This window comes from Streptomyces canus (assembly GCF_030815415.1).
Lineage (GTDB): Bacteria > Actinomycetota > Actinomycetes > Streptomycetales > Streptomycetaceae > Streptomyces > Streptomyces canus_F.
Map to the genome: position 1 here is coordinate 6959974 of NZ_JAUSWW010000001.1, position 22204 is coordinate 6982177.

Genomic DNA, 22204 nt, shown 5'->3' on the forward strand with positions numbered 1-22204 from the left:
TGCGCTACAGGCTGAGGTAGAAGCGCACCGTCGTACCGTCGTCGCCGGTGTGCATGCGCACCAGGTCGGACACGCAGTTGACCAGCATCAAGCCCCGGCCGCCCATCTGCCCGCGCTCCGGCGGACGGCGGCCGGCCAGCGGATCGGTCATCCGGCCCGCATCACGGACCTCGATCACGAGCTGTTCCCGCTCGGTCCAGACCGCGAGCGTGCCATGGCCGCCGCCGTGCACCACGCTGTTGGTCGTCAGTTCCGCGACCGCCAGCTCCGCGTCCATCAGCCGCTCACCGGCCAGACCCAGCCGCGTGGCCTGAGCCACCGCGAAACGGCGGACCGACGGAAGGTCCTCCTCGCCGTAGGAGAAGACCGCGGCGTCCGGCACCGTCGGCAGTTCCTGGTTGTAGCGGGAGACGAGCGCTTGCCAGTCGTAGACGTCGCTGGCCCACTCACGGCCCTCCCCGTTGATGAGGGACGGGTGGGTAACGCGAGCATCGGCGATCACCTGCGGATCCAGCCGTACCTCGTCGTACGGGCACAGGATCGTCACCGCCCTGCCCTCGAAGGCGGCGTTGATCAGAGCCTCGTGCTGCGCGCACGCCGGGTACTCCACCGCGCTGCGCCCGGCCCAGATCGGTTCACCGATGATGCGCACCCGCCCCTGCGGGTGTGCGTCGGCGAATCCGCGCAGGACCTTGGGGATGATCCGCCCGGGATTGCGGCCGGCCTCGGTCATGTCCAGGAACAGGATGCCCTCGGCATCCGCGCCCAGCCCGCTCCTGATCAGTTCCAGGTTGGGGCCGGGCACCGCGACGGCCATCGGCTCGCCGTTGTCCAGCCCTTCGCGCAGGAACGACACCGTCTGCCGCGTGTACTCGTGAGCGGTGCGATAGAACAGGGCAGGGTGCACGAACGCCTCGTCGGTGGTCACCGTGCTCATCACAGAGCCACCTCGATCCGGTCCAGATCCGGCCAGAACAGTTCCAGAACCCGGGGGACCTGCGGCGGCGGATGCTCCACCACGACCCGGCCGTCCCGCAGGTTCATGGCGGTGACCGCCAGCGCGGTCACCCCAGCCACGTCGACGAACGCCACATCCGACAGCTCCACGTACGACACGCCCGCGTGCCGCCGGGCCAGCTCCGCCAGGGCCTGTTCCCAGGAAGAACGTGTCAGGGCGCTGATCTCACCACGGGCACGTATCCCGGAACGACCGTCGGGCAACGGACTCACCTCCAACGCGACCTCCCCGCGCGTTACCGGGCCGATTCCGCCCACCGTATGTGAGGCATCCACGCTCGGACTCCTTCACCTTTCGAGCCAACTGCACGCCGCCCAGGCACGGGCAGACGAAAAATCCCCAGCGGGGGAGTCTAGCCCGACACACAGGCCGACCCCGCTGTCCCGTTCGGTGCTTCACAGGAACGGCGTGCGCGTTCAGGGCCGGTGCCGCGACCGGGGCGGGTGCGCTCGCAGGCGGTCACAGCTGACGACCGGCGTCGAAGACCTCCTGGCCGATGTGGTCGAGCGCGGCGCGGAGAGCTGTGACCGGGGTGCGGTCAGACGCATGTCGTTGTCGAGGGCGGCAGCGTAGGCGCGTACGGCGTCGGTGGCCTCGGGGGCAGTCGGCAACGCCGTCACCCAGCTGGGCAAGGACCCTCAGCTGATGACCAAGGCCAGCGGCGTCGGCCTCGCCTGTTTCTGCGGCTCCAACAGCAGCGACACCCTCACGGTCACCGCACCCTCCGCTCCCACGGGTGCCTTGCATCCGCGTGTTGACACCGGGCCGAGCCGAGGGGAGTCATTCGGACTCGCCCTGCGGGACAGCGCGGCTGTTGATCGCATCGGCGATGGCGTAGGCAGTGCTGACGAAGGAATCCGCCTGCTGCTGCGACAGGTTCAGCGCGGAGGTCTCCTCCAGGGCCCGCCACATGGCCGCGATGGGCTCGCGCATCGCCCGGCCCTTGTCCGTGAGGTGGACGACCATGACCCGTCGGTCGTGCGCGGCCGGCTCGCGCACGAGCAGGCCCGCCTCCTGCATACGGCGCAGCGACTTGGAGACGGTGGAGTGGTCCAGGCCGACGCTTTCGAGCAGTTCGGACTGGGTCTGGCCGTCCCGGTCGAGGAGCTGCATCAGCAGCAGTTCCTGTCCGGGGTGCAGGTCCATCTCACGGAGCATGACGCCGGCGCGGGCGCGATGAGCGCGGGCGAGCTGGAAGATCGCGTAGCTCATCGGCCCCTCGCTGGCCGTGGACGGGGTGCGGTGTGTGGCGGGCATCGGTTCCTCAGACGGTGTGGGTGGGGTAGTCGGTGTAGCCGGCCACTCCGCCGCCGTAGAAGGTCGCCGGGTCGGGGGTGTTCAGCGGCGCGTCAGAGCGTAGCCGCTCGACCAGGTCCGGGTTGGCGAGGGCCAGGGCGCCGACCGAGACGAGGTCGGCCGTGCCGTTGTCGACGTCCTTGGCGCGGGTGACGATGTCGGTGCCGGCCCGGTTCAGGACCAGCGTGGTCGGCCACAGTGCGCGCAGGGTGCTCAGCAGCTCCTCGTCGCCCGCGTGCATCACGTGGAGGTAGGCGAGGCCGAGCGGGCTCAGGGCGCGCAGGAGCGCCGGGTACAGCTCGGCGGTGTCGGACTCGGCGATGTCGTTGTAGGGGTTGCCGGGGGAGATGCGCAGGCCGGTGCGGTCGGCGCCGATCTCGTCGGCCACGGCGGCGGCCACCTCGACGGCGAAGCGGATGCGGTTGTCGAGGGAACCGCCGTAACTGTCGGTGCGCTGGTTGGTGTTGTCGGCGAGGAACTGGTGTACCAGGTAGCCGTTGGCGCCGTGGATCTCCACGCCGTCGGCGCCTGCCGCGATGGCGGCCGCCGCGGCGCGGCGGAAGTCGTCGACGGTCGCCGCGATCTCCTGCGTCGACAGAGGGCGGGGCACCGGCATCTCCTGGGGCCCGGACGCGGTGAACATCGCGCCCTGCGGCTGGATCGCCGACGGGGCGACGGGCTGACGGCCGTGCGGGGTGTTGTCGGGGTGGGCGATACGTCCGGTGTGCATCAGCTGGATGACGATCCGGCCGTCGGCCTCGTGCACGGCGTCGGTGACCTTGCGCCACCCGGCGATCTGCTCGTCATTGTGGATGCCGGGGGTGAGGAGGTAGCCCTGGCCGTCGGGGGAGGGCTGGGTGCCCTCGGTGATGATGAGCGCGTGCGAGGCCCGCTGGGCGTAGTACTCGGCGTTCAGCTCGGTGGGGACGCCTTCGGGCGTGGAGCGGTCGCGGGTCATGGGGGCCATGACCAGGCGGTGCGGGAGGGGGATCTCGCCGATGGTGGTCGGTGTCCACAGGGCGTTCAGCATGAGGGGTCCTTCGGTGCGGTGATGGTCGTAACAGGGGGGAGTACGGGCGTGATCAGTCGACGGTGAGGACGAGCTTGCCCCGGCCGTGCCCGGCGTCGCTGACCTGCTGGGCCTTGGCGGCCTGGTCGAGCGGGTAGGCGTTGACGGTGGTGACGAGCTTGCCGGTCGCGGCGTCCTGCGCCAGCTCGGCCAGACGGGTGGCGGAGCGCTTCTGGCCGCCGCTGGAGAAGGTGACGCCGAGCTGGTGCGCGCGGAAGTCGGAGATGGTGACAATGCGCTCGGTGCCGCCGCGCAGGGTGATGGAGTCCTCGAGAGCTCCCTTGCCGGCCAGGTCGAAGACCGCGTCCACGCCGTCGGGGGCGAGTGCCCTGACCCGCTCGACCAGGCCCTCGCCGTAGAGGGTGGCGGTGGCGCCGAGCGAGGTGAGGTAGTCCTGGTTGGCGGGGCCGGCGGTGGCGATGACACGCGCTCCGCGGGCCGTGGCGAGCTGGACCGCCAGGGTGCCGACCGCTCCGGCCGCGCCGTGCATCAGTACGGTCTCCCCGGCGACGACGCCCAGCAGGTTCAGGACCCGCTCGGCCGTCTCGCCCGCGACCGGCAGCGCGACCGCGTGCTGCCAGTCGAGGCCGGCGGGCTTGGGGGCCACGGTGGTGGCCAGTGCGTACTGGGCGTACGAGCCGGTGTCCGACCAGCCCAGCACCTCGTCGCCCACCCGCACGTCCTGCACGCCCTCACCCAGGGCGTCCACCACGCCGGCGAGCTCGGCACCGGGGACGGCGGGGAGCGGTGTGGGGAACGCGGCCTCCATCGCCCCGGAGCGGATCTTGCCGTCCAGCGCGTTCAGCCCGGCCGCCCTGACGCGGACGCGGATCTGGCCGGAGCCGGGCCGCGGGACCTCGATGTCCGCCTCGTGCAGCACTTCGGTGCCACCGAAACGGTCGAACAGGATGGCTTTCATGACGACTCCTCCCGTGCCGCCACGCATTTAGGTGGCTGGACACATAACCAACGTAACAGCAAAAGTGTGGCTAGCCAAGTATTCGCTGTCGCGCTGGGAGGCCGCTCGGGACGTCGTCACGCCGGCCGGCAGGTCGGTCGGCTGAGCCGGGCGTCGTGGAGGTGCTTGGCCAGCAGGTGGGAGTTCTTGGCGGGCATGAGGATGTCGCTCTCGCCGTCGGCGACCAGGACCAGCTGGAAGAGGGGCCTTCGGGCGCACCGGCTTGGACTTGTCGGGGATGTCTCACTCGGGCCAGGCGGTGAGCCGGCGGTCGCGGGCGGCCGGGCTGGAGGGGGATCGACGCCCACGCCGTCCAGCTCCTGGACCGGGCGCAGCACGAGGGGCTCCTCGCCCCGGACGCGGACCTGGAGTGGACGCGGCAGGTGTACTACGCCCTTCTCGGCGAAGCACTCAACAGGCCCGGCGCGGATCAGGATCCGGCCACGCAGGACCCGGACGCGCAGGCCACGCTCGTCATCGACGCGCTCCTGCACGGCGCGGGACCGCGCGGCTGAGCCGCGACCGCCCGGCGGGGCTCCGGGTCCGCGATCGGCTGCCGCCGTCCCGCGTGCGTTCCCTACTCCGCCCCCTGTGCCCTCTCGCGTACGGCGGTGACGTGGGTGACGGCGGCGGTCAGCTGTTTGCGGGCCTCCTCGGGCGGGGGTTCGCCCCGGACGGAGTCCACCAGTTGCTGTGCCGCGCGGTGGAGCTTGGTGTTGGTGTTCTGCGAGGTCATCACCAGGACGTTCCAGGCCTCCTCCGCGCTGAGGGAGAAGGTGGCCATGAGGATGCCGCGGGCCAGATCGATGAGTCCCCGGGTCTGCATCGCCCGCCGCAGCTGTACGACCTCGACCCGTGGGTCCGTCGCTGAGTGCGAGGCGTCGTCCTCCTGGACCATCTCACCCTCCGGGGCGAACAGGGGCAGGGTGTTGGTGAGGGCGAACACTCGTTCGGCGGCCGGGCTGATGGCGCGGATCGTGACCGTCTTGCACTGGTCGAGGGCCTGCTGCCGGATCCCCAGCAGGGTGTTGAGTCCGGAGCAGTCGCAGAACTCGACGCCGTCGAGGTCCAGGTCGATGCCCTTGCCGGAGTCCGTGAGCGCCGAGCGCAGAGCCTGCTGGAGCTCCTGGTCGGCGGCGAGGTCGAGGTCGCCGTGCACGGTGACCGCCGTTCGGTCGCCGTCGGGTCGGGCGCAGACCGTCAGCCGTGTCTCGCCGTCGTGGCCGGTGAGCCTCGTGCATCCGCTGACCGGCCCGGCGCAGCCGGGTGCCGACTTGGACATGGTCCTCTCCCCAGGGCTGGGAACACCCACCGTTCCGACGCCACCAGGTTCACCCGAACGCGGACTCACGTCAAGAGATACATGAAATTCGCTTCGTGTATTCTCATACCTGAATCCCTAGGCGTACGATGCCTTCATGAGTGGAGCGACGGAGCCGCACGCGGGGTGGACGTTCATCACCAACCATGCGCGGGTACTGGCGGCCATTGCCGAGAATCAGAGCGCGAGGGTGCGCGACATCGCCGCCCATTGCCGACTCACGGAGCGCGCTGTCCAGAAGATCATTTCCGATCTGGAGCAGAGTGGATACCTGTCCCACACGCGTGAGGGGCGCAGCAACACGTACCGGATCGCGCAGGGGAAGGTTCTGCGCCACCCCGCCGAGGCCAGGCTCACCGTCGCCTCGCTGCTCGGGCTGCTCGTCCAGATGGACGGGCACCACGAGGACGCGCCACGCGCCGGTGCGATGGCGGTCGAAGAGGCGTGAGCACGCACGGCGACGCGGGCCCCGGACGGGACCCGCGTCGCTGTGCGGGGAGTGTCAGCCGGTCGTCACGGCCGTGTCGTCCACCACGAAGCTGGTCTGGAGCGAGGAGTCCTCGACACCGGAGAACTTCAGCGTGACGGTGGTTCCCGCGAAGGCGGACAGGCTGAAGGACTTCTGGACGTAGCCGCCGGCCGCGTTCAGGTTGGAGTAGGTGGCCAGGGTGGTCGATCCGGCGGTGACCGTCAGCTTGTCGTACTGGGTGCTGGTAGTGGTCTCGGCCGTGTCGATGTGCAGGTAGAAGGTGAACGTGGTGCCCGTGCAGCCGCTCGGGACGGTCACCGACTGGGAGAGCGTGTCGGTGTGGGTGGAGCCGTAGCCGTCCAGCCAGGCCTTGTAGGAGCCGGTGCGGGCCGCCTGGCCGCTGGAGCTGGTGATGACGCCGCTGCCGGCGGTCCAGGTGGTGTTGCCCGACTCGAAGCCCTGGTTGCCCAGGAGCTGGGCCGAGGTGCAGGTGCCGCTGCCGCCGGCGCTGACCGTCCAGGCGAAGGAGGCGGTGCCGGTCGCGCCCGTGCTGTCGGTCACCGTGACCGTCGTGCTGTACGTGCCCGCGGTCGTCGGGGTGCCGGAGACGGCGCCCGTGGAGCTGATCGACAGGCCGGTCGGCAGGCCGCTCGCCGCGTAGGTCAGTGAGCCGCTGTTGGTGCTGCTCGCGCTGATCTGGAGGCTCACCGCGGTGCCGACGGTCGAGGACTGGCTGCCCGGGTTGGTGACCGTGACGCCGGTCGTCGGGACCGTGATGTGGCTGCCGACGTTGATGCCGGCGAAGGCGTTGCCCACCCCGGCGTACTGGGTCGAGCTGGTGCCGTAGAGGTCGGCGGCCGCGCTCAGGGCGGCGGTGCGGGCGCCCGCGTACGAGGTGCTGGACGTCATGTACGTCGTCAGCGCCCGGTACCAGATCTGCAGGGCCGCGGCCCGGCCGATGCCGGCGACCGCGACGCCGTCGGAGGTCGGGCTGTTGTAGGTGACGCCGTTGACGGTCTTGGTGCCGCTGCCCTCGGAGAGCAGGTAGAACATGTGGTTCGCCGGGCCCGAGGAGTAGTGGACGTCGAGATTGCCGACGCCGGAGTACCAACTGTCCGCGGAGCCGCCGTCCTTGTCGGGCTCGTCCATGTAACGCAGGGGCGTGCCGTCGCCGTTGATGTCGATCTTCTCGCCGATGAGGTAGTCGCCCACGTCGGTCGAGTTGGCCGCGTAGAACTCCACGCCGGTGCCGAAGATATCGGACGTCGCCTCGTTCAACCCGCCTGATTCTCCGGTGTAGTTGAGGTTCGCGGTGTTGGAGGTGACGCCATGGGTCATCTCGTGGCCGGCGACGTCGAGCGAGGTCAGCGCGTGGGTGCTGCTGGTGCCGTCGCCGTAGGTCATGCAGAAGCAGTCGTCGTCCCAGAAGGCGTTGACGTACGCCGTGCTGTAGTGGACGCGCGAGTAGGCGGCCACGCCGTCGTTCTTGATGCCGCTGCGGCCGAAGGTGTTCTTGTAGAAGTCCCAGGTGGTCTGGGCGCCGTAGTGGGCGTCCACACCAGCGGTCTGCGTGTTGGAGCCGGAGCCGGTGCCCCACACGTCGTCCGAGTCGGTCATCAACGTGCCCGTGCCGGACGTGCCGTTGTTGAGGCTGTACGTCTTGTGGGTGCCGCGCGTGGTGTCGTTCAGCTGGTACGTCGAACCGGACAGCGTGGTGCCGATGGTGACGGTGCCGCTGTACTGGCTGTTGCCCGTGCCGGTCTTGATGGCCTGGTACCGGTAGAGCTCCGCGCCCGTGGCCGCGTCGGTGATGACGTGCAGTTGGCTGGGTGTGCCGTCGTCCTGGAGGCCGCCGACCACCGTCTCCCAGGCGAGCTTCGGCGTTCCGCCGCCCGCCCAGATCACCTTGCGGGCGCTGTCGGTGGTGGGTTTCTCGGCGTCGAGGGCCTTGGCCGCCTTGAGTGCCTTGGTCTCGGCGGCGGACTTGGCGAAGGCGGCGGTGGTGGAGGCGACCTTGATGGTCCGCTTGGTGTTGAAGGTGGTGCTCACCGTGCCGGTGGCCTCGGCGGCCGGCGGGGTGTGCACGACCAGGTCGCCGCCGAGGACCGGCAGACCGGCGTAGGTGCGCTCGTAACGGGTGTGCAGGGTGCCGTCGTTGTCCTTGACGACGTCCTTGACGACCAGCTTCTCCTTCGCGCCCAGGCCGAGCGTGCCGGCCGTCGCCGCGGTCTGCTTCGATGCCTTCTTCAGCAGCGCCGCGTGCTGGGCCAGGGTGAGTTCGGCCTGGAGGCCGCCGGTGCGCAGGGGACTGGGGTGGGGGGAGGTCTCGGCGGCCGCGGGGACCGTCTGTATGCCGAGGGCCAGCAGTGCGGCGGTGGCAGCCAGGGCTCCGGCTGCGGTCGCCGGGCGGGGGGTACGTCTCACTCTTGCTCCTACTGCGACGGCCGCGCGTCGACGGCCGGTGACAGACCGGGCAGACGGGATGTGCTGTCCGGGTCGAGCTGAGCAGGGCCGTGCGGGAACCTCCGCGCTCGGCGTGTGCGGCCGGTGCGCAGGGTGGAGGAAGAGTGGCAGATTTGACCGTGGCATGTCATTGGGTCGGGGGTCATTCGAGGGTTATCCCTCTACGACCCCGCTGACCTGTGTGTTTGCTGTGGAGCGGCTCAGCGCTCGGCGGCCTCCAGGACGGCTTCCAGCTGCCGGAGCGGCTCGGGGCCGACGAAGCGGAGGACGACGGTGTCGGCGCCGGACGCCCGTAGTGCGCCGATCCTCTCAGCGGCCTGTGCCGCGCTGCCGGAGACCGTGAAGACCTCCTCCTGCGGGCGGCCCAGCCAGGCACCGTGGCCCTCGGTGTGCGGATGCAGGGTCCGGGCCACCTCCTCGGGGTCGTCACCCACGGCACAGAAGGCGAACACACTGAGCGTGTGGTCCTCGCCCGCGCCGCCCTTCGCCAGCAGCGCCCGGATGTTCTCCAGGTCCCGCGGTCCGTGCCCCTCGGCGATCAGGGTGCCGTCCGCGACCCGCCCCGACAGCTCCAGGGAGCGGGGCCGCACCACACCGGCGACCAACGGCGGCGGCTCGGCGGGCGGGTGGACGAGCCGGATGCCGTCGATCCGCACCTCCCGCCCCTGCGACGTGACCCGCTCCCCGTGGAGCAGCGCCCGAACGGAGGTGATCGTCTCCTCCAGCAGGGCCAGCGGAGAGCGCGGCGCGACACCGACCTGCTCCATCCACTCCCGTACGCCATGACCGATCCCGGCCACCAGCCGGCCCGGGAACACCCTTGCCAGCGTGGCCAGTTCCATCGCCAGCAGCGCCGGGCTGCGCAACGGCGCCGGTGCGATCCCGATTCCCACCCGCAACCGCCCGGTCGCGCCCAGCGCCACGGCCGCCGCCGACACCCCGCCGTTCCAGCGGAGGTCCTCCACCACCCACAGGTCGTCCGCGCCGAGCGCCTCGGCCCGCCGCGCGAAGTCGGGCAGCCCCTCGGGGGCCCAGTCGCGGTCGTACATCACACCGATCCGGAGATTCGTCATACGACGGAACCTACGGTCCGGCCGAGGAATCGATCAACGGGCTTTGGCGCCAAGATCCAGCAGGACCGCCTCAGTTCAGACAGATCCTGACCGCCGTACGCAACGCCGTGCGCACCTCCTCGGGCGGCGGCGGGCCATCGGACTCCGTGCCGGCCGTGAGGGCCGCGGCTATCGTGCGCAGCTTGGTGTTGGAGAGCTGGGAGGTCGTGCGCAGGATGGTCCAGGCCTCCTCGGACGTACAGGAGTGGGCGGCCATGAGGATGCCGCGGGCCTGGTCGATCACGGGCCGGGAGGCGATCGCCTGGCGGAGCTGCTCGACCTCCGCGCGCAGCAGATGGAGCTGCTCCGCGCGCTCCAGGGCCACCGCGGAGGGGGCCGGGGGAGCGGGCTCGGGGCCGGCCGGGTGCGGGGCCGCCCGCAGCGGGTCGGTGGTGTCCAGGCCGGCGAGCTCCAGGATCCGGCGCGGCTGGCCGGTCCAGCCGGTGGCGGACACCGGGATGCGCCGCCGACGGCTGTAGCTGTCGAGGACTTCCAGGAACTGGAGTCCGGCGGTGTCCATGAACACCACGGCGGACATGTCCAGTTCGACCCGGCGGACTCCGTCCGGCAGCGCCGTCAGGGTCTCGTCCAGGACCTTCGCGCAACCGTGGACGAGCTCGCCGCGCGGCCGCAGCTCCGCCCGGCCCGCTTCCGTACGGCCATCGATGACCAGGGTGTTCAGCCGCCCCGTGAGAGATGTGTGTGCCGCTGAGATCATGTCTCCGCCTCGTCGGTCCCCGACCGTCGTCGCCCTGATGTGGCTCCTTCGTCGCCCACCGGAATCCGGGCGGAGCCGGACAGCCGGCTCCGCGGGGGCCCGGTGGTGCTGATCGTGCGTCTGCCCGACCGGTCGGGGGCTACACCCACGAGGCTGGGATTGACAGGCCCCCGCCGGGGTAAGCGCGTTTCGTCCACGAAGAGCGGGAGAATGCGCCCACGAAGAGCGGAGAATGCGCACGAGCAGTGGGAGAGGGCGTGCATCTTCACCAGCGACCACCTCAGCGGTCCGCCGGCGCGGCACCGCGCCTCACGGTGTCCACGTTGCGCGGGCACAGCGGTCTGCGGGCCGTGGGTGAGGTGGGCCACGGCACGCACGAGATCTGGGAGCGCGCATTGGAGCAGGCGTTGGGCGCGCGTACGGACGTGTACCGGCTGGAGATGTCGGAGGTGACCTTCGTCGACGTCGCGGGTGCCGATGCCCTCGCGTCCGCCGCGCGGCGACTGGAGGAGGGCCGGCTGCTCCAGCTGCACCGCCCGCCGTCCACACTGAGCCGGACGCTGGACATGTTCTGGCCGGGCCTGTCGGGAATCGAGGTGACACAGCCGTGACCGCCGCTTTCCTGCACCCCGCCCTCTTCTACCAGGACGACGAGGACTACCTCGCCGGCACGATCCCCTTCGTCCGCGAGGGCCTCGACGCGGGCGAACCGGTCGCCGTCGCCGTACCGGGCGACAACCTCCGGCTGATCCGCGACGCCCTCGGCGACGCCGCCGACACCGTACGGCTCCTGGACATGCGGGAAGCCGGCCGCAACCCCGGCCGGATCATCCCCGGCGTGCTGCGGGCCTTCGCCGACGCCCAGCCGGACGGCCGCCGGGTGCGGATCATCGGCGAACCGATCTGGGCCGGTCGCACGGCCGGCGAGTACCCCGCGTGCGTCCAGCACGAGGCACTGATCAACGCGGCCTTCGCGGGCCGGCTCGCGACCATCCTGTGCCCCTACGACGTCCGGCGCCTCGACGAGCGGGTGCTCGCCGACGCCTACGCCACCCACCCCACGGTCATCCCCTCCGGCGGCGGACCGGAACAGGAGAGCGGCCGATACGCCCCCGACGACGTCGTGGCCCGCTACAACGAGCCGCTGCCCGTCGTCGCGGACGTGCTCTCCCTCTGCTTCGACGCCGGATCGCTGCCCGAGGTCCGCCATCTCGCGACCGCCGAGGGCGCCCGGCTCGGACTGACCGGGATCGCACTGGAGAACCTCACCCTGGCGGCGGCCGAGCTGACCACCAACAGCGTGGTGCACGGCGGCGGTTCGGGGACGCTGCGGGTGTGGGGCGAGGACGGGTACGCGGTGTGCGAGGTGCGGGACAAGGGACGGCTCGCCGATCCCCTGGCGGGACGGCGGCCCGCGGCCCGCGACCAGCGCGGCGGGCGGGGCCTGCTGCTGGTCAACCTGATCGCCGACCTCGTCCGCACCCACACCGGCGAGGAGGGGACGACGGTGCGCTGCTGGTTCGCGTGCTGACACCGCGTCCAGCCCCCTCGGCCCCCTGACCTCAGAGCGGCGCCTGCCAGGTCACGGTGGTCCCCGTGCCCCCGTCGTCGGCCGTCCCGTCGTCGTACACCGTCAGCCGTACGCCCCCCGCCGTCCGGCAGGGCCGCCGTCGCGTCGACCCCGACCTCGATGCGCGAGACGCCGGAGCGGCGGGACGCGGTGGCGAGGGCGCGGCGCAGGGCGGCGAGGAGACGGCCGGCCGTCCGCTCGGGGACACGGTTCTCGACCGCGCCGGTGAACTGTGCGGACGGCGCGAAGCCCAGCAGGGCGGCCACCCCCGCAGTCTCTCGGAGCACCTTGCCCCGGAACGTCGTCGGGGCGTCCGCGGGCGGCTGCCGCAGCGCGAAGATCGTCGTACGGACCTCCTGGACGGTCGACTGGAGCTCGTCGACCGCCTTCCCCAGCGTCTCGTGCACGTCGTCCGCCCCGCTGCGGCGCTGGATGGACTCCAGCATCAGGCCGGTGGCGAACAGCCGCTGGACGACGAGGTCGTGCAGATCCCGGGCGATACGGTCGCGGTCCTCGAAGACGGCGAGGAGTTCGCGGCTGTGCTGGGCGTCGGCGAGGACCAGGGCGAGCGCGGCCTGCGAGGCGAACTGGACCGCGAGCAGGCGCTCCACGGAGGTGTACGGGCGGTCGCCGCGCCGGCGGGGCGGGGCGAGGGTCCCGATCAGCCGGCCGCCGGCCTGGAGCGGCAGCATCATGCTGGGCCCGAACCGGTGCCGTACCGGGGTCGTCATCCGCGGGTCGGTCGCCGAGTCGTCGACGAACACCGGTTCACCGCCGAGGAGTTGCTCCAGCACCGGACTGCCGGGGGCGATCGTGCCGACGATGTCGCCGGGATCGTCGTACGTCGAGGCGGTCACGATCTCCATGCCGCCCTCCTCGGTGGGCTGGAGGATGACGCCCGCGGAGGCCTCGGCGAGCAGGCGGGCGCGTTCGGCGACCGTCGTGAGCGCGTCGGCCGCGGACCCCCTCGCCGAGCAGCGCGGTCGTCACGGCCGCCGCGCCCTCGATCCAGCGCTCACGCTGCCGGGCCGCCTCGTACAGCCGGGCGTTGCCGATGGCGATCCCGGCCTGGGCGGCGAGGACGTGCAGGGGCTGCTCGTCCTCGGCGGTGAAGGGCTCCTTGCCCTTGTCCGCGAGGTGCAGCGTGCCGAACTCCTCGTCCTGCACCCGGATCGACACGGTGAGCGAGACCGCCGTGCGCGCGGGGCCGGGCCCGGCGAGCGAAGCGAGATGGGGTCCCCCGGACGAAGTCTGGGGGAGGAGCTCGATGAGTCCGTCCTGGCCCGGGTCGGCCGTCCCCAGTGCGGCGTACCGGGCGCCGGTGAGGTCGGCGGCGGCGTCCACGATGTGCTGGAGGGTGGTGCGCAGTTCGAGATCGGTGCCGACGCTGAGGACGGCTTCCAGGAGCGGGGGAAGGGGATCGTCGGCCATACGGTCGATGAATACCGGTGTCGGTCTCGGTGCCGGCGTCAGTCGGTCAGCGGGTCCAGTGCCAGCGGCTCGATACGGCCCTCCAGCATCGCGCCGAGACCCTCCACCGCGCACACCTCGGGGCGTTCGGCGATGTGCACCGGCATGCCGGTCGCGTGCCGCAGCATCTCGTCGAAACCGGGGAGCAGCGCACTGCCGCCGACCATCATGATCCCGCGGTCGGCGAGGTCGGCCACCAGGTCGGGCGGGCAGTCCCGCAGCACCTTGCCGATGCCGTCGAGCACGGCGGTGAGCGGGGTCTGGATCGCGTCACGGACGGCGGCGGTGTCGACCTGGACGGAGCGGGCGAGGCCGGTGGCGACGTCCCGTCCGTGGATCTCGGTGGAGGCGGGGCCCGAGGCGGTGAGGCCGTTGCCGGACAGGGCGAGCTGGAGCGGTCGTACGGACTGGCTCGGCAGCATCAGCTCGTGCTGGTGGCGCAGGTGCTGCACGATCGCGTGGTCCACGGCCTCGCCGCCGACGGGGATGCGTACGGCGTTGACGATCGAGCCGAGGGAGAGCACGGCGACCTGGGTGGCCGCGGCCCCGCACACCAGCACCATCGTCGCCTCGGGCCGCTCCACCGGCAGTCCGCAGCCGACGGCGGCGGCGATGAGCGTGTCCACGAGTTCGACGCGGCGGGCACCCAGCCCGACCATGGTCTCGATGCAGGCGCGCTGGGCGAGGGGGTCCGCGTCGTGCGGGGTGCAGGCGGCGGCGCGCAGGATCGCCTTGCGGCGCAGCGAGCGGCGGACCTTGTCGCCGAGCAGGTGCCGCAGCATGCGCTGGGCCATCTCGATGTCGACGACCGTGCCGCCGGAGACGGGACGGACGACACGGATGTAGTCGGGGGTGCGGCCCGTCATCTTCTCCGCGAACTCGCCCACCGCGATCAGCGCGCCGGTCCGGGTGTTCACGGCGGCGACGGACGGCTGGTCGACGACGAGCCCGGTGCCCTTCACGTACACCCGCGTCCTCGCCGCACCCATGTCGACGGCGAAGTGGCAGCGACGCAGCTGCTCCAGACTGGCGGTGGCGGTCATGGGCAGGTCCTCCCGAGAACACAGACCGTGGCCGCGCCGGGTGGCGGGGCTCATTGGCATCGTGTGGGGGGTGGGGGTGGGGCGCCTTTTGTGGGGGGCCGGGTGGGGGGAGGCTGAATGGGGGGTTTAGCGGCTTATGTCCCACATATGGAACATGTAAAGGCTCGCTTCACGAGGGCAACGGGCCCCCCGCCCGGACCACCCCCAGCTCCACCAGGTCCTGCGGCCGGATGCGGAGTTGGTCCGCCGTCGCCTCCGTCTCCTTGGGGGGCCGCTTGAGGATGGCCGCCGCCGACTCCGGTGCGATGACGGAGAAGTAGCTGTCCGGGGTGGCCCAGGTGTTGCCGGGGGCGGCCAGGGCCAGGGCGCCCCCGGAGCCGCCCTCGCCGATGAGGAGGGTGGTGACCGGGGTCCGGGCGGAGGCCACCGCGCCGAACACCTCCGCGATCGCCGCCCCCGCCCCCTGCCGCTCCGCCTCCGCGTCGTTGGCGGCGCCCGGGGTGTCCACCAGCGTCAGCACCGGGATGCCGAGCCGGTCCGCGAGCCGGATCAGCCGGGCGGCGGTGCGATAACCGGCGGGGCGGGTGGCGGTGCCGGTCTGCGCGGCGTACGCGACCGTCCGTCCCGCGTGTTCGCCGAAGCCGCACAGCATGCCGGGGTCCGTGCCGCCGCAGCGGTCGCCGGAGACGGTGACGCGGTGGGTGAAGTAGTCGTCCAAGTAGCGGTCGGCGCGCGGGCGTCGGGGGGAGCGGGCACGCCGGACGGCTTCCCAGCCGGTGAGCGAGAGGTGCGGGGCGGGGGCGGAGCCGCGGGCTCCCCCGGCGTCTTCGGCCGCTGCGATGTCCGTGGGGAGGCCGGGGCGTGGGGCGGTGCCGCCGGGGGCGGGTGCGCCGGGGCCGCGGGCTTCTGCGGCGTCGTCGGCGGCCGCGGGGACGTCGGGGCGTGCGGCGGTGCCGCCGGAGTCAGGTGCTTCCGGTGCGGCGTCGGTCGTCGGGGGCCCGGCCGTGTCGTGCGCGACGGAGTGGCCCGGCGTCCGTGGCACCGGCGCCGCCCGTGTCGACGATCCCGTCAGCAGCCGCAGCCAGCGGCCCAGTGTCTCCCTCAGTTCCTCCGGGCGTACGACCGCGTCCACCGCACCCGCCGCCATCTGCGCCTCGGCCGTGTACGCCCTCGGGTCCGCGTCCGGCGGGCGGACCCGGGAGCCCGCGAAGCCGATCTGGGCGCCGGGGAGGGCGAGGACGATGTCGGCGCCCGCGCCCAGGGTGGCCCAGCCGCCGCCTGTGGTCGGGTCCCGCGCCACCGCGATCTGGGGCAGGCCCGCCTCGCGGGTGAGGGCCGACTGGCGTGCCACGCGCTGGAGTTGGGTCAGGGCGAGCATGCCCTCCTGCATACGGCTGCCGCCCGTGGCGACCAGGGGGACGACCGGGAGACGGTGGGCGCGGGCGTAGGCGTACGCCGCCTCCAGCCGGTCGCCGGTGCGTACGCCCAGGGAGCCGCCGAGGTAGCCGAACTCGAAGGCGAGCAGCACTGCCCGGGTTCCCTCGACCTGTCCCGTTCCGCAGACGACGGACTCGTCCTCGCCGGTGCGCTCGGTCGCGCGGGCGCGTGCGGCGTCGTAGCCCTGCCAGCCGAGCGGGCCGTCGGGCGTCGACTCCCGTGCGGGGGCGGGGAGTTCGGTGAAGTCGTCCGTGACGAGGGCGAGGAACTCGCGGGCGGAGAGACGGTCAGTCATGGGCCAGCGACCGCTTCATGATCTTCCCCATGTCGTTGCGGGGGAGGGCGTCCAGGTGGTGGACGACGCGTGGGCGCTTGTGCGGGGCGAGGCGGCGGGCCACGTGGTCGGCCAACTCCTCCGCGGTGGGCGGGGACTCGGGGTCCGCCGGCACGATCCAGGCGACGATCCGTTCGCCCAGATCGGCGTCCGGCTCTCCGGTGACCGCCGCCTCCCGCACCCCGGGGTGTTCGAGGAGCGCGTTCTCGATCTCACCCGCCCCGATCTTGTACCCCCCGCTCTTGATCAGGTCGGTGGCCTTCCGGCCCACGATCCGGACATAGCCGTCGGACTCGCGCACCGCCATGTCCCCCGTACGGAACCAGCCGTCCGCCGTGAACGCGGCCGCCGTCGCGTCGGGCCGGTTGAGGTACTCGGTGAACAGGTTCGGGCCGCGCACCTGGATCTCGCCCACCGTCTCCCCGTCGTACGAGGTGATCGGCGCCCCGTCCTCCTCCACCAGCCGCAGCTCCACCCCCGGCAGCGGCACCCCCACCGTCCCCGCCCGGGCCTCGCCGTCCGCGCGGACACTGGTGTTCATCAGCGTCTCCGTCATGCCGTACCGCTCGATCACCCGCCGCCCCGTCGCGGCCGTGATCCGCTCGTGGTCGTGCACCGGCAGCGCGGCCGACCCGGAGACGAGCAGCCGCGCCCGCCCCAGCGCCTTCGCCAACTCCGGTTCCCCGGACAGGGACTGGGCGATCCGGTGGTACATCGTCGGCACCCCGAACAGCATCGTCGCGCCGCCGGACAGCTCCCGCGTGACACCCTGCGTCGAGAACCGGCCCAGATGGCGCACCGATCCGCCGCGCCGCAGCGGCCCGAGGATGCCCAGGACCAGGCCGTGCACATGGAACAGCGGCAGACCGTGCACCAGCACGTCCTCGCCGGTCCACTGCCAGGCGTCGGCCAGCGCGTCCAGGGTCGAGGCGATCGCCCGGCGGGGAATGACGGCGCCCTTCGGGGGGCCGGTGGTGCCGGAGGTGTAGACGACGAGGGCGGGGTCGTCGTCGGTGGCCGTCTCTTGGGTGGGGGTGACCGCGGTGGTCGTGTCGGGGGTTACGTCGATGCGTGGCAAGTCCCTTATTACGGCGGGTAGTTCATCTCCCGGTGCCGCCAGGACCAGCGACGGCGCACTGTCCGACAGGATGTGTCCGAGCTCCTTCTCCCCGGACTTCGGGTTCAGCGGCACCGCGGGCACACCGGCCCGCAGTGCCGCCACGACGGCGACGGCGGTCTCCAGCGTCGGGGTCGCCCAGACGGCGACGCGGCCGGCGTCCCGGAGGCTGCCGGCCAGCAGACCGGTCGCGGTGGCGAGCTCCGCGTACGTCAGGGACCGGTCGCCGAACCGCAGGGCGGGGCGGTCCGCCGGAGCGTCCGTCAGGGCCGGGAAGAGAGAGGTCACGCGTCGTACTGCTTCCTTCTCAGTGCTCACGGTTGAGCAGGGATCGGATGGTTCGCTCTCCGCACCGGCACGTGCTCCCGGCGCTGGAGTCCTGGTCCGGCAGTCTGGACCGTTGGCGATCTGTACGTTCCTGCAGAATCTGCCGCACGCGCCTGTACGGGGTGTGCGGGGTGATGTCGGGGTCACTCGCTCTGTGCAGGATGTTGATCGCTCCGGCGTGGTCTGCTTGCCACACCGCCCCGCATGGGCAGTGAAGCCGGTCCCCTTTGCGGACACCGAGGTTATCCGTGAAAGGGACGGCTTGTGAGGTGTAGGCAGCGTTGACCAGCCGCACCGCAGAACCTTTGCGGCCCGACACAGCTTCCAGCGCTTCTGCGGTGACACCCTTGGTCCAGGTTGCCAAGCGCCGGTTGGTGTTCTTCCCCAGCCTCTTTCGGCTGGTGAAAGTCTTGGTGAGGTCTTCGGCCACGATCATTGCGGCTTTGTCCACCACGGTGTGTACGGCCTGGAAAGTGACATCGCGGATCCGGGCGCGCCATGCGGCATCTCTGCGCTCCTTCTTGAGCATGCCGAGATTGTTGGTCCAGATCCGCTGCGCTTTCGCATGGTTCCCACGCGCGGATGCCTTTTCGGCGATGGAACGAAGTTTGGCGCGGTGGGCGTTGACCAGTTTGCGCTGGTCGGATTCGGTGGTCAGTAGGCGCCCGAGTTCCCGGCCGTGACGCCGGCCGTCGGAGTCGGTGAGAACCTCGCTGTATCCCTTGTCCACCCCGATCTCACGGGTACCGCACGGACGCCGGGACGACTTCAGTGCACCGTCGTGGATCTGGTAGTGCACCTCGATCCGCCCGCCTCGGATGATCAGCCGTAAGGTTCCAGTCGGTTCCATCGTGGTGTTCAGCGGGATTCTGACGAGTTGGCGACGCTCCAGTCCGGGCACGGCAAGCCAGACGTTGCCGCCCTCGGCGAGAGTGAAGGTCCTGTATTGGTCGGAACGCACGACGATCTGGTTGTGCGTGCGGTTCCGGCCGTGCTTCCAATGGCCGCGCATCTGGCGGGACAGGTATGGATCCGCGGTCCATGTGTCGTACTTGAGCGCGGTGAACAGACGCTTGCGCTCGGCATCGTCTGTGGTGTGACGGATGATGGCCCGGCGGACCTTGGCCTTGGCCGCCTCGCGGTTCGCGGTGATGTCGGCGACCGCGTCCCGCACCGTTTCCTTCCAGGCGTTCGCGAGCACACCGAAACCGGCCGCGGTGCCGTCTCGTAGCCACCGGTCACGGATCGTGCGATCCCGCACACCGACGCCGGCGACGGAGCCGTACTGGCGCCATACCAGCGACCGCACGCGGCCCAGCTGGGATGCCTGCTGGACCAGCTGGGCGTACTTGCCGTCGTTGAGGTTCTTCGAAAGGGCGATGCGGGTGACCTTCACCTGTTGCCGCCCGCGAGATCGGCCTTGGGGATTCCGGTTCCCGACACGGCCGCGACCTTGAAAACGAGCCACACCGTTTCGCCTGGGACGTGCTCGGTGACGCCGAAGTCGTCCGCCAACTCGCGTACCAGGAAGAGGCCCCGCCCATCGGGATCCGCTATGTCTGGCAGGCGGACCACTGGCTGACCGTCTCCGCTGTCGCGGACCTCGACTCTGAGTGTGGTGCCGTCCAGGCAGAGCCGTACGCAGAAGTCCCGCCCCGGTGGCACTCCGTGGATCAGGGCGTTGGTGGCGACTTCCGAGACGCACAGCCGGATGTCGTCGTGGCGGTCATCGACGTGCCACTCGCCGAGAGTGGCAAGGGCGAAATCTCGCGCGGCGCGCGCAGAGCAACGCGATCGGGAGAACCGTCGCTGCCGTAACAAGGGCACGGCGAACCACCGCCTTGATCCTGGGCTGTACGATCTCCACAAGTTACTGCTATTCGCGAAAAGCAGCAAGATGTCGAAAGGGCGATCGCGGTCACCAAGTCGCTTACTGTGTAAGGCGGAAAGGTCCGCGAGTGATGGTCCTGCGGGAGGTCTCGTGAGTGATGGCAGGTGGGTCAGTGCCTCGTTGCCGTATGTGACCCCGCGCGGGAAAGGGCAGTCGGACGCCTGGAGTGCTGAGCTTGAAGCACGGGGCCGGAGCGGCGGGCAGCATATCGTTCACGCCGTTGAGGTGCCTGCACCGAGAGGCGTCGCGGAGCTTCTCGGGCTGTCCGAAGGGGATGTGGCGGTCGTACGCCGTCGGGTCATGTATCTCGACGATGCGCCTTGCGAGTTGACCGATACGTTCTACCCGGTTGGCCTTGCGCGTGGCACAGGGCTGGCGGGCACAGCCAAGATCCGCGGCGGGGCGGTTGCGTTGCTCAGTGAGCTGGGACATGTCGGCGTACGTGTCCGTGAGGACGTGGTGGCGCGAATGCCCAGCAAGGCGGAACGGGATGTGCTTCGGACTGCGCCCGACGAGCCCGTGCTCCAGTTGACCCGGCTCACGCTGGATCGGGACGATCAGCCGATCCAGGTGGACCGTATGGTCATGCCTGCGCATCGGCAGCAATTGCGCTATGAGATGTGGATCGGGGACTGACCGTGCCCAAGGCCGAGGCGGAAGACATCGACCGGCGTTCCCTGCATGAGCGGATCGCGGCAGATCTGCGGGACGACATCCTGAGTGGAGGGATGCCGCCAGGCGCCAAACTCCCATCGACGGTGCAGCTTAAGGCCCGCTTCGAGGCGTCTAGCGCCACCGTGCAGAAGGCTTTGCAGCTACTCAAGGACGAGCGGCTCGTGATCGGGCGGGCGGGCGCCGCTGTCACCGTGCGCGAGCATCGGCAGCGGACCTTGCGCCCGGCCTCGTCCATGGCCACGGCCGCTCCCGGCGAACCTTACCGCTGGCTCACGGATGCGGGCAGGCACGGGGCGCGGGCGCGAAGCAAGCTGCTCGACGTCATGGAGACCGTTCCTCCCCCGGACGTCGCTGAAGCGCTGAACCTGCTGGAGGGCGGTACAGCAGTGCTGCGCCACCAGTTGCTGCTCATCGACGATGAACCGGCTGAACTGGTCTACTCCTACTATCCGTTGGGTATAGCGCGCGGCACCGCCATAGTGGAGCGGCGACGGATCACGGGCGGCACGCCCGCTCTCCTCGCCGGTCTCGGACACCCGCCTCGGTTCAGCGTGGACAGAGTCTCCGCCCGCGTCCCCACGCAGGAGCAGTACCGGGCACTGAAACTTCCCGGTGGCAGCCTGCCGGTGCTGCGGACTCTGCGCGTGGTGTACGGCGATGACGAACGCCCGATCGAAGCAACCGTCATGGTGAAGGCGGGCCATCTCTACGAGGTGCAGTACGAGTTCACGCCTGAATGAAGCTCCGTACTGGACTGGGAGGCGGAGGAGGACGACCGCTAGCGGTCAGGGTGCGAAGCGCAGGCGGATCCGACGCCGCACGAGGTTGATGTCGGTGACCTCGACGGTCAGTTTCGCGCCGGTCTCGACGGCGGCGCGGTCGGTCAGCTCGTCGCGGTGAACCAGGCCCTCGATCCCCTCGGCGACCCGTACGAACACGCCGAACGGCACGACCTTGGTGACGGTCCCGGACAGGCGCCGCCCGAACGCGCTCCGGGCGAACTCCCCGAACGGGTCCGGTTCCAGGGCCGCCGTAGAGATCCTGACCTGCGGCCGGAACAGCTCGAAGGCGAGGATCTCCGCGGTCACCTCCTGGCCGACGTGGACGACCTCGTCGTAGGAGTCGAAGGGGCGCCGGGTGAGCTCGGGGGCGGTGATGAAGCCCTCGCTGCCGTCGAGGTCCACGAACACGCCGAAGCGCTCGATGCGGGTGACGACGCCCCGCACGATCTGCCCGTACGCGAACCCCCGCCAGGTCGTCTCCGTCCCGGCGAGCCGGCGCCGGGTCCCGACGAGGGTGGCCAGGTCGGGTGCCAGGGGGAGTTCGAGGGTGTTCAGGGCGGGGTGGCGCAGCCAGAACAGCCGGGGCCGGTCCACCTTCCCGTCGTGCAGCGGTGGATCGTCGGTCGCCGGGGTGAAGTCGTCGATCACGACCGTGCCGTCCGGAGTGAGCAGCCGGGCCGGGTCGGCGGGGTCGTCGTCCGCGGACTTGCCGGTGCCGCCGCCGTCCAGGACGAGGAGGTCGTACGGACCCCGCTCACCGATCCGCCGCCAGTCCCCGTGGAGGATCTCCACCTCGGGCCGGTCGGCGAAGACCTCGGCGCAGACGCGGGCGCGCTCCGGGTCCCGCTCCACGCCGACGATCCGTACGCCCTCCCGGGCCCCCGAGGCCAGCCACGCCAGGCCCACCCCGCAGCCCGCGCCCGTCTCCCCGACGGCACCCGCCGCGCCCCCTGCCAGGGCGTGCAGCAGACGGCCCTGCTCGGGGCGGACGGAGTGCGGGAAGGCAAGGGCGCGGGCGGCGGCGAGGGCGCGCTCGACCAGTGGGGGGAGGTGGGTTTCCGTGGCGTAGGCGTCCGTTCCGGAGATCGACATGCGGTGATTGTGCCGGGGCGCTCCCACCCGGTGCCCCCGCTT

The 22204-nt window shown here is 71.1% G+C and carries 22 protein-coding genes and 1 pseudogene; 6 read left to right on the forward strand and 17 right to left on the reverse strand.

From position 1 onward, the window contains the following. Window positions 1–4: 4 nt before the first annotated feature. From QF037_RS32150 to QF037_RS32175, 6 genes are all read right to left on the reverse strand, one after another. Complete coding sequence (locus QF037_RS32150; RefSeq protein WP_307031250.1) at window positions 5–937, reverse strand: anti-sigma factor RsbA family regulatory protein; 933 nt, start codon at window positions 935–937, stop codon at window positions 5–7. Next, complete coding sequence (locus QF037_RS32155) at window positions 937–1230, reverse strand: STAS domain-containing protein (RefSeq protein WP_307037478.1); 294 nt, start codon at window positions 1228–1230, stop codon at window positions 937–939. Before QF037_RS32155 ends, QF037_RS32150 begins: the two co-directional genes overlap by 1 nt. A gap of 568 nt (window positions 1231–1798) precedes the next feature. Then, a complete protein-coding gene (locus tag QF037_RS32160) occupies window positions 1799–2275 on the reverse strand; it encodes a MarR family winged helix-turn-helix transcriptional regulator (RefSeq protein WP_307031252.1) in 477 nt (158 codons plus the stop codon). Window positions 2276–2282: 7 nt separating this feature from the next. Next, window positions 2283–3344 carry an alkene reductase gene (locus QF037_RS32165; RefSeq protein ID WP_307031255.1) on the reverse strand — a complete coding sequence of 354 codons (1062 nt, stop codon included), beginning with the start codon at window positions 3342–3344 and terminating at the stop codon, window positions 2283–2285. A gap of 52 nt (window positions 3345–3396) precedes the next feature. Beyond that, a complete protein-coding gene (locus QF037_RS32170) occupies window positions 3397–4302 on the reverse strand; it encodes an NADP-dependent oxidoreductase (RefSeq protein ID WP_307031257.1) in 906 nt (301 codons plus the stop codon). Window positions 4303–4418: 116 nt separating this feature from the next. Next, the gene (locus QF037_RS32175; protein ID WP_307031259.1) at window positions 4419–4679 is read right to left on the reverse strand and encodes a hypothetical protein; all 261 of its coding nucleotides are present in this window, start codon (window positions 4677–4679) and stop codon (window positions 4419–4421) included. A 45-nt stretch (window positions 4680–4724) separates the two neighbouring features. Between QF037_RS32175 and QF037_RS32180 the strand changes: the two genes are divergently transcribed. Then, window positions 4725–4856, forward strand: coding sequence for a hypothetical protein (locus QF037_RS32180; RefSeq protein ID WP_307031261.1), 132 nt, complete (start codon window positions 4725–4727; stop codon window positions 4854–4856). Window positions 4857–4918: 62 nt separating this feature from the next. Here QF037_RS32180 and QF037_RS32185 read toward each other — a convergent pair whose 3' ends face one another. Then, entirely contained in the window at window positions 4919–5623 is a 705-nt protein-coding gene (locus tag QF037_RS32185; RefSeq protein WP_307031263.1) for an ANTAR domain-containing protein, read from the reverse strand. Window positions 5624–5759: 136 nt separating this feature from the next. Between QF037_RS32185 and QF037_RS32190 the strand changes: the two genes are divergently transcribed. After that, window positions 5760–6110: a helix-turn-helix transcriptional regulator gene (locus QF037_RS32190; protein ID WP_307031264.1), complete on the forward strand. Its 351-nt coding sequence runs from the start codon at window positions 5760–5762 to the stop codon at window positions 6108–6110. A gap of 54 nt (window positions 6111–6164) precedes the next feature. Here the strand turns inward: QF037_RS32190 and QF037_RS32195 are convergent, their stop codons facing one another. The 3 genes from QF037_RS32195 to QF037_RS32205 all read right to left on the reverse strand — a co-directional run bounded on the left by QF037_RS32195 (window position 6165) and on the right by QF037_RS32205 (window position 10424). After that, window positions 6165–8555, reverse strand: coding sequence for a M4 family metallopeptidase (locus QF037_RS32195; RefSeq protein WP_307031266.1), 2391 nt, complete (start codon window positions 8553–8555; stop codon window positions 6165–6167). 239 nt (window positions 8556–8794) lie between these two features. Further along, window positions 8795–9667 (reverse strand): LLM class flavin-dependent oxidoreductase, encoded by an 873-nt coding sequence (locus QF037_RS32200; protein ID WP_307031268.1) that lies wholly within the window; start codon window positions 9665–9667, stop codon window positions 8795–8797. A gap of 70 nt (window positions 9668–9737) precedes the next feature. Next, the gene (locus QF037_RS32205) at window positions 9738–10424 is read right to left on the reverse strand and encodes an ANTAR domain-containing protein (protein WP_307031270.1); all 687 of its coding nucleotides are present in this window, start codon (window positions 10422–10424) and stop codon (window positions 9738–9740) included. Window positions 10425–10681: 257 nt separating this feature from the next. Here QF037_RS32205 and QF037_RS32210 point away from each other — a divergent pair, with 257 nt between their 5' ends. Then, on the forward strand, window positions 10682–11035 hold the full coding sequence (locus QF037_RS32210) for an STAS domain-containing protein (RefSeq protein ID WP_307031272.1): 354 nt from the start codon (window positions 10682–10684) through the stop codon (window positions 11033–11035). Beyond that, a complete protein-coding gene (locus QF037_RS32215; RefSeq protein WP_307031275.1) occupies window positions 11032–11955 on the forward strand; it encodes an anti-sigma factor RsbA family regulatory protein in 924 nt (307 codons plus the stop codon). The genes QF037_RS32210 and QF037_RS32215 overlap by 4 nt, the downstream gene beginning before the upstream one ends. A 31-nt stretch (window positions 11956–11986) precedes the next feature. Here QF037_RS32215 and QF037_RS32220 read toward each other — a convergent pair. The 6 genes and pseudogenes from QF037_RS32220 to QF037_RS32245 form a co-directional block, all read right to left on the reverse strand. After that, window positions 11987–13425: pseudogene (locus QF037_RS32220) on the reverse strand (sensor histidine kinase). A gap of 38 nt (window positions 13426–13463) precedes the next feature. Continuing rightward, complete coding sequence (locus tag QF037_RS32225) at window positions 13464–14507, reverse strand: rod shape-determining protein (RefSeq protein ID WP_307031278.1); 1044 nt, start codon at window positions 14505–14507, stop codon at window positions 13464–13466. Window positions 14508–14676: 169 nt separating this feature from the next. Beyond that, window positions 14677–16239, reverse strand: a complete 1563-nt coding sequence (locus tag QF037_RS32230) for a carboxyl transferase domain-containing protein (RefSeq protein ID WP_307031280.1) — start codon at window positions 16237–16239, stop codon at window positions 14677–14679. Next, window positions 16232–17683, reverse strand: coding sequence for an acyl-CoA synthetase (locus tag QF037_RS32235; protein ID WP_307031282.1), 1452 nt, complete (start codon window positions 17681–17683; stop codon window positions 16232–16234). The genes QF037_RS32230 and QF037_RS32235 overlap by 8 nt, the downstream gene beginning before the upstream one ends. Window positions 17684–17702: 19 nt before the next feature. Continuing rightward, window positions 17703–19118 (reverse strand): transposase, encoded by a 1416-nt coding sequence (locus tag QF037_RS32240; RefSeq protein ID WP_307031284.1) that lies wholly within the window; start codon window positions 19116–19118, stop codon window positions 17703–17705. Further along, entirely contained in the window at window positions 19115–19549 is a 435-nt protein-coding gene (locus tag QF037_RS32245; protein WP_307031286.1) for an ATP-binding protein, read from the reverse strand. The genes QF037_RS32240 and QF037_RS32245 overlap by 4 nt, the downstream gene beginning before the upstream one ends. A gap of 154 nt (window positions 19550–19703) precedes the next feature. Here QF037_RS32245 and QF037_RS32250 point away from each other — a divergent pair, with 154 nt between their 5' ends. Then, window positions 19704–20249 (forward strand): GntR family transcriptional regulator, encoded by a 546-nt coding sequence (locus QF037_RS32250; protein WP_307031288.1) that lies wholly within the window; start codon window positions 19704–19706, stop codon window positions 20247–20249. After that, window positions 20246–21028 carry a GntR family transcriptional regulator gene (locus tag QF037_RS32255; RefSeq protein ID WP_307037480.1) on the forward strand — a complete coding sequence of 261 codons (783 nt, stop codon included), beginning with the start codon at window positions 20246–20248 and terminating at the stop codon, window positions 21026–21028. The genes QF037_RS32250 and QF037_RS32255 overlap by 4 nt, the downstream gene beginning before the upstream one ends. A 45-nt stretch (window positions 21029–21073) precedes the next feature. Here the strand turns inward: QF037_RS32255 and QF037_RS32260 are convergent, their stop codons facing one another. Continuing rightward, window positions 21074–22162 (reverse strand): S1 RNA-binding domain-containing protein, encoded by a 1089-nt coding sequence (locus tag QF037_RS32260; RefSeq protein ID WP_307031290.1) that lies wholly within the window; start codon window positions 22160–22162, stop codon window positions 21074–21076. Window positions 22163–22204: the final 42 nt, after the last annotated feature.

Coding starts and splice junctions, on each gene's coding strand:
- QF037_RS32150 (WP_307031250.1), bottom strand. CDS start 937: ATGAGCACGGTGACCACCGACGAGGCGTTCGTGCACCCTGCCCTGTTC.
- QF037_RS32160 (WP_307031252.1), bottom strand. CDS start 2,275: ATGCCCGCCACACACCGCACCCCGTCCACGGCCAGCGAGGGGCCGATG.
- QF037_RS32165 (WP_307031255.1), bottom strand. CDS start 3,344: ATGCTGAACGCCCTGTGGACACCGACCACCATCGGCGAGATCCCCCTC.
- QF037_RS32170 (WP_307031257.1), bottom strand. CDS start 4,302: ATGAAAGCCATCCTGTTCGACCGTTTCGGTGGCACCGAAGTGCTGCAC.
- QF037_RS32185 (WP_307031263.1), bottom strand. CDS start 5,623: ATGTCCAAGTCGGCACCCGGCTGCGCCGGGCCGGTCAGCGGATGCACG.
- QF037_RS32190 (WP_307031264.1), top strand. CDS start 5,760: ATGAGTGGAGCGACGGAGCCGCACGCGGGGTGGACGTTCATCACCAAC.
- QF037_RS32200 (WP_307031268.1), bottom strand. CDS start 9,667: ATGACGAATCTCCGGATCGGTGTGATGTACGACCGCGACTGGGCCCCC.
- QF037_RS32205 (WP_307031270.1), bottom strand. CDS start 10,424: ATGATCTCAGCGGCACACACATCTCTCACGGGGCGGCTGAACACCCTG.
- QF037_RS32225 (WP_307031278.1), bottom strand. CDS start 14,507: ATGACCGCCACCGCCAGTCTGGAGCAGCTGCGTCGCTGCCACTTCGCC.
- QF037_RS32230 (WP_307031280.1), bottom strand. CDS start 16,239: ATGACTGACCGTCTCTCCGCCCGCGAGTTCCTCGCCCTCGTCACGGAC.
- QF037_RS32260 (WP_307031290.1), bottom strand. CDS start 22,162: ATGTCGATCTCCGGAACGGACGCCTACGCCACGGAAACCCACCTCCCC.